We start from the raw sequence: 12,158 nt of genomic DNA, 5'->3' as shown, positions 1-12,158 counted from the left end.
GTCTCCGCCTTAACCGTAACGACCGGTAATGTAATCTTCAGTTTGTTTCTTCACCGGATTGGTAAAGAGCGCATCCGTTGCCCCATGTTCCACCAGGTCACCCATATACATAAAGGCTGTAAAATCCGAAACCCGTGCCGCCTGTTGCATATTGTGGGTCACAATAACAATGGTGTATTTGTTCTTCAGTTCGTAAATTAATTCTTCGATTTTTAATGTGGAAATCGGGTCCAGTGCTGATGCAGGCTCATCCAGCAGAATAACTTCCGGCTCAATTGCAATGGCACGCGCAATAACCAGACGCTGCTGCTGACCACCGGATAAGCCGAAAGCATTATCGTGTAAACGATCTTTCACTTCTTCCCACAATGCAGCACCGCGCAATGAATTTTCCACCACGGTATCGAGAATGCGCTTGGATTTAACGCCTTGCAGACGCAATCCGTAAGCCACATTTTCGTAGATGGATTTGGGAAATGGATTAGGCTTTTGAAACACCATGCCCACCTGACGGCGTAATTCAGGGACATCCACATCTTTAGCATAGATGTTTTTTCCACCCATCAGAATCTCGCCTTCAATGCGGCAGCTATCAACCAGATCATTCATGCGATTGAAGCAGCGCAATAGCGTGGATTTTCCACAACCTGATGGACCGATAAAAGCCGTCACCTTTTTTTCTGGAATGGCCAGGCTGACATCATTCAATGCCCGCTTTTGATCGTAGTACAAATTCAGGTTTTTAACTTCCAGTTTGATGGTTTCATCAGTCAATGACATAGTCGTGTTTGCCTGTGAGTGAGGTCGGGTGTTGGCCATATTAATGGTGGTATCAGGCCGAGTCCGCTCAGCCGGTTGGTTAGCGGTGGACGAGGTAATTTCCAATTCGGACGTTTCTAGCATGATTGTGCTCCGCTTATCAATCGGACGCGCTGCGATATTTTTCACGCAGATTGTTCCGGATTTTGATGGCTGCGATATTCAGGATGACGATCAACATCACCAGGACCAGGGACGTGGCGTAAACCAACGGGCGCGCTGCTTCGACACTGGGGCTTTGAAAACCAACGTCATACACATGAAAACCCAAATGCATGATTTTTTGATCGAGATGCAAGTAGGGGTAATTGCCGTCGACCGGCAAGGTCGGCGCCAACTTCACCACACCCACCAACATCAGTGGTGCGACTTCTCCCGCTGCGCGTGCGATAGCCAGGATCAAACCGGTCATCATCGCTGGCGTTGCAAGGGGTACAACAACTTTCCATAGGGTTTCCGCTTTGGTAGCACCCAATGCCAGGCTACCCTGACGAATGGTACTGGGGATACGCGCCAGACCTTCCTCGGTTGACACAATGACCACCGGCAAGGTGAGCAATGCCAGGGTTAATGAAGCCCAAAACAATCCCGGGGTTCCGAAGGTCGGTGCGGGCAAGGATTCGGGATAGAACAGTTGATCAATGTTGCCCCCGAGGAAGTACACAAAAAAGCCAAGGCCGAACACACCGTACACAATGGACGGTACACCCGCGAGGTTGTAGACCGAGATACGGATCAGCCGCAGCACTGTGCCCTGGCGAGCATATTCGCGCAGGTAAATCGCCGCCAGTACCCCAAACGGCGTCACCATGATGGACATGACGATCACCATGGTTACCGTACCAAAGATTGCAGGGAAAATACCGCCTTCGGTGTTTGCCTCGCGCGGCTCGTCAGTCAAAAACTCCCAAAAGCGTTCCAGGTACTGACCGCTTTTGGCGATCACACCCATGTCATTTGGCCGGGTGATTCGCACAATTTTTTCAAAGGGTATGACGACTTCTTTGCCGTCTGCCGTGGTCGTCAGCAACTGATCGCGTTTGGTGCGCGCCAGCACTTCATCACGCTCGGCTTTGATCGTCAGGTATTGTGCATCCAATTCGGCCCGCCGCTCAGCAATCTCCGCCTGCGCGTTGGCCAGAGCTTCGCCACTGACGCCATCCAATTGCAACCGCCGCTCCCGTAAACGCAAACGCTCCAATCCATTGTTGATACGCCCAATGTCGACTTTCTCAATGTGCCGCAATTCGGCAAACAAGGTCACACTGCGCTTAGCTCGTGCAGCCAGCTCCTCCCAAAAATCATTTGCACCATAACGGCTGACCGTTTTACCGTCTTCACGAATTTCCACCGGAAAACCGTAATAATTTCCCCACTCGCGACGCTCGATCACAATTGCCGCATCGGGATATTCCCACTCGTCCATGCCGGTTTCGAGGTACCACATAAAGTCTCGCGAGCTAACATCGCGGTTGCCCTGTTTGATCAGGTGACGCGTTACCAATTCCACATTGTCGGGCACGGTGTACCCGTTATCCCGTGCGACCGCGGCCGGAATCACTTCATTGCGCACCGCCTCGCCCATCACCGCATAGCGATTGCCTTCACGGTCCACAATGCTGGTATGGAGGATATCAGCGGGCCAGAAGTGGCCGAAGCCGCGCACCGCAATCAAGGCTAACAACCCGATCACCATGACCATGGAGAGCGCAACGGCGCCGCCGTTTAACCAGATCCAGGGTGCTCCGCTTTTGTACCAACTGGTGATGCTGTTTGATTTGGTTTTCATAGTCATCTCTCCAGACATCACAGGCTGCTGTAACGTTTACGCAAACGCTGACGCACAATTTCAGCAAGGGTGTTCACAATGAAGGTCAGTGCAAGCAGGGCCAGGGCAGCAAGGAACAACACCCGGAAGTGGCTGCTGCCGACGGCAGTTTCAGGCAACTCCACCGCAATATTGGCCGACAAGGTCCGCATACCCTCAAAGATATTGAAGTTGACGATAGGGCTATTACCCGTGGCCATTAATACAATCATGGTTTCACCCACGGCGCGGCCGAAGCCCATCATCACCGCCGAAAAAATACCGGGACTGGCCGTGGGCAGAACAACACCCACCATGGTTTGCCAGCGAGTGGCGCCCAGAGCCAGGGAACCTTGGGTCAAGTGACGCGGCACGTTAAATAATGCATCTTCCGCGATGGAAAAGATGGTTGGAATAACCGCAAACCCCATTGCGATCCCCACCACCATCGCATTGCGTTGATCGTAGGTAATGCCGTTGTCGGTAAACCATTGACGCATGCTGCCGTCAAACAACAACACTTCCACATGAGGGCTGGCCGCCACGCAGGCCCAACCGGTCAGCAGTATCGGAATAACCAGAATGACCGCTTCCCATCCATCCGGAATCCAGGTGCGAATGGCCGCCGGTAAACGGCTCCAGATAAACGCCACGATCAGCATCATGAGGGGCATCAGAATAAGAATGCTGAAGGTGGCCGGGAGGTGGTTTTCAATAAAGGGTGCGAGCCATAAACCCGCAAGGAAACCTAAAATAACGGTAGGCAGGGCTTCCATAATTTCAATGGTGGGTTTGACGTAGCCACGCAACTTCGGGGTCATGAAATAGGCGCTGTAGATCGCACCCATAATGCCCAGCGGGATCGCAAATAGCATGGCAAATATGGCGGCCTTGATAGTCCCTATCGAAAGAGGAACCAGGCTCATCTTGGCTTCCGACGCATCGCTGCCTGAAGAGGCCTGCCAAATGTATTCGGGCTCCGAGCGACCTTCGTACCAGACTTTTTGCCACAGGGAGCTGAAGGAGATCTCCGGGTGTTTGTTCCAGACATCCGCAACCAACACCTGTTGCTTGTCATCCATGGCCAGCAGACGGCCGTTGATGGGAGAGATCGCCAGATGCTGGATGGCGCTATCGGCAAGTGGCTCAACCAGTAACGTACGGGATGATGTTCCGTAGTAAGCGCCCACCGTTCCCCGGTCATCACCTACCCAGAAGCCGCGACGATTATGTTCGGGGGTAATCGTCGTGATCTTGCCGGGAAGTGATTCAAAATCTCTTACGGGTTTTAGGTGATAGAGGTTGTCCGCGTCGCGTACCAAAAACCACTGGCTGACATGACCGGTATCAGTGCCTATAGCGAGAGAGCCGGTACCGATCAAAAACTGCATTGCGGTAACCTGACCCCGCTCAGTCGGTACCGTTTCGCCGAGTTGGACATTCCCAGGTTTGGAAATATCAAATAGATAGAGGTTGGCCCGGTCATCAGCAACAACCAGATGCTGACCGGTCCTGCCTACCTGAATCGCTGTTGCTGATGCGCCCCCCGGCAAGGCGGGAAGCGGATAGATATTTTGCGTCACCCGTGTCACACCCAGGATGCTTGTGCGTGCGGAAAAGACACCCAGCAATAATCTTTTATCTTCGGTCGCTGCGACGACGTACACCGCGTTTGAACCTTGCTGAATCGCGAGCTGGCGTAACGCAGCACCCTGCTCGTCCAAGACTATTGGTTGTTCCCCCAACGGGTATCCCAGGCCGGGGGTCACCAGGCGCTTATCATTCGGATAACTCAGTGCGTATTCCGGCTTCGCAACACCAATCTGGCCATTGGAAAAACCGTACACAACCAAACCGTCTGCTGCGGTGCCGGTTCCGATAGCCGTGAGCTCTGCCTGTTCCGGCACCGGCATGGTTTCGGTCAGGATCACAGCACCGTCATCGGCTCGGAAAAAATTGACGCTGCCCTGCTGATTAAAGCTGGCTCCGATTTCTTCGTAACGCTCCAAAATCAAATGGGCAGTTCGATCTGCGGGAGTAGACGCGGATGAGGTGTAGGTTTTAGTGACATCCACCGAACTGCTGCGCAGTAGGGGGAAAACTTCAGAAAACAGATAGAGGAAGATAAGTCCTAATGCACCGACAACTGCCATACCGGCAGCGGCCACACCGTAACGCGACACAGCGTCGCGAATATTGCGAACTTTACGCAAACGTGCCCGTTGTTGTGCATCTGGCATCAGGCTGGTGGGGGCCTGCTCTGCGGTGGAGAGTAGCTCTGACATGATCAAAAAGTCCCGGGCAAGAAAATTTCTGGGCGCCTGTCTGATGGCGTGAGAATCCTAACAACCGAAAATGACACTTTTGTTACAAAAGCGTAATACTACAAAAATGTTTCAATTTAATTACCAGTGGTGATCGCCTTATCACTCACAAACAAAAACCGCCGGCATATGCCAGCGGTTTCGTTCAACCATGAACCATCGGGAATCACAGTTGCAGGTCTTTCATTGCCTTGGCAGATACGGCCGCCGGCAAAGGAATGTAACCATCCCGCACCACGACTTCCTGACCCTGCCTGGAAAGTACCATCTTCAGGAACTCAGCTTGTAGCGGATCAAGTTTACGATTGGGATGTTTGTTGATGTAAACAAACAGCGTCCGGGACAGCGGGTAAGAACCATCCAGCGCGTGCTCAGCGTCCGGAGGAGAAAACTCATCGCCGTCTTTTGCAGCCATAGGAACAGCGCGCACGCCGGAGGTGATGTAGCCGATACCTGAGTAACCAATACCGTTGATAGATTCTGATACACCTTGTACCACAGAGGCTGAACCAGGCTGCTCGTTAATGCTTGCCTTGTAATCGCCACCACACAGAGCTACATCTTTAAAGTATCCATAAGTGCCAGATACAGCGTTACGACTGTAGATTGTGAAATCACGATTCGCCCAGGCACCAGTCAAACCCAATTCACCCCAACGGGTAATATTTTTGTCGTAACCACATTTGCGCGTTGCGGAGAAAATGGCATCCGCTTGGGCAATCGTCAAACCTTTAATGGGGTTGTCTTTGTTGACATATACCGCCAGTACGTCGATCGCAACCGGAACAGCCGTAGGCTTGTAACCATGCTTGGCTTCAAACGCTTCAATCTCGGAAGACTTCATCTCACGGCTCATCGGGCCAAAGTTAGAAGTACCTTCAGTCAGGGCTGGTGGCGCAGTAGAGGAGCCGGCACCCTGAATCTGGATGTTCACGTTGGGATAAAACTTGGCGTACTCTTCTGCCCACAGCGTCATCAGATTATTCAAGGTATCGGAACCGATACTGTTAACATTACCGGATACGCCGGAAATTGCCTTGTATTCGGGCAGATCCGGATCAACCGCTGCTTGCACCACTGCTGCACAAGCCATAGAACCGACCAAAGCCAGTCCTGTTAAAAATTTCTTGGCGTTCATTGAGCGCTCCTGAATTTATTTGGACAAAAGACTTAAAAACTCGTCTGTTAGCAGGTGAGATATCTCGACCCTGCGATGCACTCTAACGATGCTTTGTTACAGTTATGTGACCAAGCCAAATTTGTTTCATAAAAACGTCACATGTCAATTTTGTGAATACCCAATGAAAAACGGGCGGCCTAAGCCACCCGTTTCAGATCACCACTCTGGAACATGAATCAGTTAGTGTAGACCGGCCCGAAACCCGAACCCCACACAATAACTGTTGCCACCAACACAACTACTGCCAACACCAGACCCACCGTGATAACCGAGCTGGCATAAATAAAGCCGCGTTCTTTAGGGATGTTCATCAGGATCGGAATACCTTCATAGATCAGGTAAACCGAATAACAGGCCGCCACAATAAACACGCTGGCAACAACCCACAACTGGGGATAAAGCAAGATGATACCCGCCAACATCATGGGCGCCGATGAATACACGGCCAAGGCAGTACCTTCATAGTGACGCTGGCTGGCATCATCGGCAACACCGAAGCTGCGCGACATCCAATTGATGTATTCACCCAAAATATAAACCGCTGCCAACTGTGCCACATAGGCACCCACACATAACCATAAAGCGCTTTGGGCAGTGAGTTTGACCACGCCGCCATTCCCCACGCTCCAGCCGATCTGCGTCACACCGAAATAGGCCGCGATGACAGGAATCAATGCCAACAAAGGTGTGTGAACCAGAAATACGCGAATGAATGAGTGACGCTCATTGCGAATTCTTTGCCATTCACGGTCAGGATTAATAAAGACACCGAGGGTATGCTGCAACATCGCCATAAAAATACTCCAGATAATTCATTTTTATTAGAACGTCTTTAGTATCAGCCAGTTATTTGAGGCCTACAAAGAAGTTATCGAGATATTAGAAAAGCGGTAATCAACAATAGTTCTAATAAATAGCACTTAGGTCTAAGTGCTATTTCATTTAGATCAACAATACTGAAGCCAATGAGCAGCAGTTAACGATTAGTAACAATAAGGCCACATCATTGTTGGCCTTGGTAACACGGCTCATTTAACAACGCGCAAACTGGGGCGTTTTTGAGAGGGATCACCACCGCCCACCGGTGTCGGTTCGGGTGGCGATGGGGGACGGGTATTGGATTCTGCTTCAAACATCATCCCCTGACCATTTTCCCGAGCGTATATACCTAACACAGCGCCACAAGGAATAAACAAGTCAAACGGCACACCGCCGAACCGGGCGCTGAATGAAATAGCTTCCAGTCCAATAAACAGATCTTTCAGTGCCGATGGCGCAATATTTAAAATAATCTGGCCATCTTTATTCACGTATTGCTGAGGCACCTCGACACCTTGAACATGGGCGTCTACCAGAATATAGGGCGTGCAATTGTTGTCGACTATCCATTCATACAACGCACGGATCATGTAAGGCCGACTGGATGTCATGGACATGGATGACTCACTCCATTGTTACGTATCGTTTAGTGCGGGCTGCCAGGTTCAGAGGCTAGGCACTCAAGCCTTGAACATCTCTCGCTCCGGCTCTGTCAGGCTGGCTTGAAACGCGTCGCGCTCAAACAACCGTTCCATATAATTCAGGAGAGGTTGAGTTTGTCGCGTCTTGGGCAGTTCAATTTCCATCAGTGACAGGCGCCAGAGAATAGGACCAAGGCAGCAATCTACGATCGTAAAATCATCGCTCATAAAGAACGGTTTCTCGGAAAAAATTGGGGCAATACCGACAAAACTTTCTTTTAGCTCTTTGCGCGCCCGGGCAATATGTTCCTTGTTTTTACTGCCCAGAATGGTATCAACCAAAGGCGACCAGTCACGCTCCAAACGGTACATCCACAGACGACTTTTTGCTCGCGCTACGGGGTAAACCGGTAGCAACGGGGGATGGGGAAAACGCTCATCAATGTATTCCATGATCACTTTGGATTCATAGAGCGATAAATCATCCCGATCAACCAATGTTGGCAAGGTATTATAGGGATTTAGATCAGCCAACTCCTCGGGCTTGTGTTTTGGATCAACATCCACCACTTCTACAGTGACGCCTTTTTCCGCCAATACGATCCGTACGCGATGACTGTAATGATCCCGCGCATCGGAAAACAACGTCATGACTGAGCGTTTACTGACCACTCCCATGGATTGCACCTCAATAACCTCAACCTTAAAACGAAAACGGGCGGTAAGAGTACCGCCCGCAGCAACGCGCTACCTGACCAAACCTTAGTGAATACCTTTCCAGTACTCACGATTCAGTAAGTAGGTGAAGACAAACAGAACGGCCAGGAACAAGAGTACGAACACGCCCATACGTTCACGCTGCATGGCAGCCGGCTCACCCAGATACTCCAGGAAATTCACCAGATCGTAGGTGGCGCGATCAAACTCCTCTCCCGTCATAGTACCTTTTATCAAACCTTCTGTAAGCGCTCCGCAATGCTCATCCATTTCAGGATTGCCAAGATTATCACGCAACACACCACCACCGGCTGCTAATTTGGGGCCCGGGCCACATTCAAGTAAACCTTGAGCACCGATCATCACATGCGGCATACCCACGTTAGGGAACACGCGGTTATTTACGCCCCAGGGACGGGTATCGTCTTTATAGAAGTTACGGAGGTAGGTGTATAGCCATTCGGGTGAGCGGGCACGGGCAACCAGAGAAAGGTCTGGCGGCACAACACCAAACCAGGTTTTAGCCTGAGCCGGACGCATAGCGATATTCATTAATTCGCCGATGCGTTGATCGGTAAAAATCATGTTATCCACCATAAGCTCATGGGGGATACCCAGATCATCCGCTACTCGTTCGTAGCGGGAGAATTTGGCCGCATGGCACCCCATGCAATAGTTTACGAAATACTTCGCACCACGTTGCAGGGACTCTTTATTGGATAAATCCGGCTCCATCACATCACATTCGATGGTGCCGCATTTGAATTCACTCTCTGCTCCCACCGCCTTGATCGGCACAATCACCAACACAACAAAAAGCGCTAAACCACCCAAGACCATAGACAGCGGCAAGCCTTTGCTTTGCACGCGGGTCGGCTCGGGCAAGGTTTTCTCGCGCCGGGTCCAGAATGGCATACCGATAAAATAGGCAAAGTAGAGAATGGTACAAACCTGCGCCAGGAAGGTACGACCGGGCGTCGGCGACTTCACACCCAAGTAACCCAGGATCACGAAAGAAGCAGCAAAGACCAGGAGAGCAATGCGGCTAAAAGTTCCTTTATAGCGAATGGACTTGACCGGGCTCTTATCCAACCAGGGCAGCACAAACAGGATGGCAATCGCCGCACCCATCGCCACAAGTCCGAGGAACTTGGAATCCAGCGGGCCAATGTCAAAGGTCACGGCGCGCAGGATGGCGTAGAAGGGGGTGAAATACCAGACCGGTGCAATGTGTGGAGGCGTCTTGAGATTGTTAGCTTCTTCAAAGTTGGCGTACTCCAGGAAGAACCCGCCCATCTCTGGCATAAAGAAGAGAACAAAACAGAAAACAAACAGGAAAACCGTGATACCAACCAGGTCGTGAACTGTATAGAACGGGTGGAAGGGAACACCATCGCGCGGAATACCGTTCTCATCTTTGTTTTTCTTGATTTCAACCCCGTCAGGGTTGTTGGAACCCACTTCGTGAAGTGCCAGCAAGTGCAACACCACCAAGGCAAGCAATACGATCGGCATGGCGACAACGTGAAGCGCGAAGAAACGGTTCAGCGTAATACCGGAAATCAGATAATCACCGCGAATCCACTCCACCAGGTCATTACCCACTACAGGAATCGCGCCGAATAAGGAGACGATTACCTGGGCACCCCAATAAGACATTTGCCCCCAAGGCAAGACGTAACCCATGAAAGCTTCAGCCATGAGCACCAGATAGATGGTCATACCGAAGATCCATACCAGCTCACGTGGCGCCTTATAGGAGCCGTACATCAAGCCGCGGAACATGTGCAGATAAACCACAACGAAGAAAGCCGACGCGCCGGTGGAATGCATGTAGCGCAGTAGCCAGCCGTAATCGACATCGCGCATGATGTATTCAACAGAAGCAAAAGCACCTTCAGCGGTAGGGGTATAACTCATGGTGAGCCAGATGCCGGTCACCAACTGATTGACCAATACCAACAGCGACAATACGCCAAAGAAATACCAGAAATTAAAGTTTTTAGGGGCATAGTATTTGCCCATGTGGGTGTCCCATGCACGCTGCACAGGTAAGCGCTTATCAACCCACTGCCACAATCCAGTCAACCAATTCATTCTTATGCCTCCTGATCCACACCGATGACGACCACGTTATCGCTCTCATACGAGTGCGGAGGTATTTCCAGGTTAATCGGCGCGGGGACGCCTTGGTACACACGACCCGCCAGATCAAATTTGGAACCATGGCATGGACAGAAGAAGCCACCCTGCCATTCATCACCGCCAAGATCCTGCGCGCCGACGTCCGGACGGTACATAGGGGCACAACCCAGGTGCGTACATAAACCTAATAGAATTAAATATTCTTCTTTAATAGAGCGGTGATGGTTTTTAGCGTACTCCGGCTGTTGCGGTGTCTCAGAGTTTGGATCACGCACCAGATCATCAGTCTTTTCCAGTCCTGCAAGCGCTTCAGGTGTTCGACGCACGATATAAATTGGCTTACCACGCCATTCAACCGTGATCATCTGACCGGGCTCAATCTTGCCGATATTGGCTTTAACTGGAGCACCGGCAGCCCTTGCCTTGGCACTGGGATTCCAGGAGCCTACGAAAGGAACAGCTACACCTATCACACCTACCGCACCCACAACGGATGTAGCGGCAGTGAGAACGCGGCGACGCGTTTTATTTACTACGTCATTGGTCATGACGAATTCTCCCCTAACAGCTTCCAACGGCCTGTAAATCACTAAAATTCAATGATTTAGAATTATTTTTGAGATACGCAAAAAATGGCCAATCTTAATGAAATTAAGCGCCGCTTACAAGAATAACCACATGAAAGCAGCGGATTATAAACAGAAGGCATAAAAAAACGCCCAAGCCGCTGACGGCCTGGGCGTTTGCGAAGAACTGTCGCTCGCCGGAAAGACCAGCCAGCAAAAATTAACGCTTGGAGTATTGTGGTCTCTTACGCGCTTTGCGCAGACCCACTTTCTTACGCTCCACTTCACGCGAGTCGCGGGTAACAAACCCGGCTTTACGTAAGGTTGAACGCAGTGACTCGTCGTACTCCATCAGTGCGCGGGTCAAACCGTGACGGATAGCACCTGCCTGACCAAAGCTGCCGCCACCGCTAACGGTGACGTTTACATCAAATTTTTCTGTCAGACCCACATTTTCCAGTGGTTGACGAACGATCATGCGCGATACCGGACGACCGAAGTACTCATCCAGAGGGCGATCATTCACAGTGATAGTACCGCTGCCAGCGGTGATAAATACACGAGCGGTAGACGTCTTGCGACGACCTGTACCGTAATATTGAGTTGCAGCCATGTCAGCCCCCTTAGATATTCAGTTCTTGAGGTTGCTGAGCAGCATGCGGATGCTCATTACCTGCGTACACTTTCAACTTCTTGAACATTGCACGACCCAGCGGACCTTTCGGCAACATGCCTTTAACCGCGATCTGGATAGTGCGCTCAGGAGCCTTTTCGATCAACTTTTCGAAGCTGATAGCCTTGATACCGCCGATGTGGTTGGTGTGATGATAATAAATTTTATCAGTCAACTTTTTACCGGTAACACGCACTTTTTCAGCGTTGATTACGACAATGTAATCACCGGTATCCACGTGGGGAGTGTATTCAGGTTTGTGCTTGCCACGCAGACGCGAGGCAATTTCCGCCGCCATACGACCGAGGGTTTTCCCCGCCGCATCGACGATGAACCAGTCGCGAACGACGGATTCTGCTTTGGCACTATATGTCTTCATGTTATTCCTGCCTGTTAATGTGGTGTGACCCACCCAAAAAGAGCGCGAATACTACACAACTGAATTCGCCTTTTCAAGGGGATTTTCC

11 protein-coding genes are annotated in these 12,158 nt (G+C 50.9%); all 11 read right to left on the bottom strand.

The window, feature by feature from the left end; all coding sequences use genetic code 11:
* Positions 1-9: 9 nt before the first annotated feature.
* The 11 genes from pstB to rplM all read right to left on the bottom strand — a co-directional run bounded on the left by pstB (position 10) and on the right by rplM (position 12,070).
* Positions 10-780 carry a phosphate ABC transporter ATP-binding protein PstB gene (pstB, locus tag ACSV5M_RS10995; protein WP_439176335.1) on the bottom strand — a complete coding sequence of 257 codons (771 nt, stop codon included), beginning with the start codon at positions 778-780 and terminating at the stop codon, positions 10-12.
* A gap of 139 nt (positions 781-919) precedes the next feature.
* Entirely contained in the window at positions 920-2,608 is a 1,689-nt protein-coding gene (pstA, locus tag ACSV5M_RS10990; RefSeq protein ID WP_439176239.1) for a phosphate ABC transporter permease PstA, read from the bottom strand.
* Positions 2,609-2,625: 17 nt separating this feature from the next.
* Entirely contained in the window at positions 2,626-4,911 is a 2,286-nt protein-coding gene (locus ACSV5M_RS10985) for an ABC transporter permease subunit (RefSeq protein WP_439176238.1), read from the bottom strand.
* Between the two features lie 205 nt (positions 4,912-5,116).
* A complete protein-coding gene (locus ACSV5M_RS10980; protein WP_439176237.1) occupies positions 5,117-6,088 on the bottom strand; it encodes a PstS family phosphate ABC transporter substrate-binding protein in 972 nt (323 codons plus the stop codon).
* Positions 6,089-6,306: 218 nt separating this feature from the next.
* A complete protein-coding gene (locus ACSV5M_RS10975; RefSeq protein WP_439176236.1) occupies positions 6,307-6,924 on the bottom strand; it encodes a Yip1 family protein in 618 nt (205 codons plus the stop codon).
* A 234-nt stretch (positions 6,925-7,158) separates the two neighbouring features.
* Complete coding sequence (locus tag ACSV5M_RS10970; RefSeq protein WP_439176235.1) at positions 7,159-7,566, bottom strand: ClpXP protease specificity-enhancing factor; 408 nt, start codon at positions 7,564-7,566, stop codon at positions 7,159-7,161.
* 63 nt (positions 7,567-7,629) lie between these two features.
* Positions 7,630-8,268 carry a glutathione S-transferase N-terminal domain-containing protein gene (locus ACSV5M_RS10965; protein ID WP_439176234.1) on the bottom strand — a complete coding sequence of 213 codons (639 nt, stop codon included), beginning with the start codon at positions 8,266-8,268 and terminating at the stop codon, positions 7,630-7,632.
* An 84-nt stretch (positions 8,269-8,352) separates the two neighbouring features.
* Positions 8,353-10,404, bottom strand: coding sequence for a ubiquinol-cytochrome c reductase (locus tag ACSV5M_RS10960; protein WP_439176233.1), 2,052 nt, complete (start codon positions 10,402-10,404; stop codon positions 8,353-8,355).
* 2 nt (positions 10,405-10,406) lie between these two features.
* Positions 10,407-11,000, bottom strand: coding sequence for a ubiquinol-cytochrome c reductase iron-sulfur subunit (petA, locus tag ACSV5M_RS10955; protein ID WP_439176232.1), 594 nt, complete (start codon positions 10,998-11,000; stop codon positions 10,407-10,409).
* 238 nt (positions 11,001-11,238) lie between these two features.
* Entirely contained in the window at positions 11,239-11,631 is a 393-nt protein-coding gene (gene rpsI, locus ACSV5M_RS10950; protein WP_439176231.1) for a 30S ribosomal protein S9, read from the bottom strand.
* Positions 11,632-11,641: 10 nt separating this feature from the next.
* Positions 11,642-12,070, bottom strand: a complete 429-nt coding sequence (rplM, locus tag ACSV5M_RS10945) for a 50S ribosomal protein L13 (RefSeq protein ID WP_439176230.1) — start codon at positions 12,068-12,070, stop codon at positions 11,642-11,644.
* Positions 12,071-12,158: the final 88 nt, after the last annotated feature.

The organism is Cellvibrio sp. ARAG 10.3, assembly GCF_051846955.1.
Classification (GTDB): Bacteria; Pseudomonadota; Gammaproteobacteria; order Pseudomonadales; family Cellvibrionaceae; genus Cellvibrio.
This window is presented reverse-complemented; position numbering and strand designations above follow the sequence as displayed.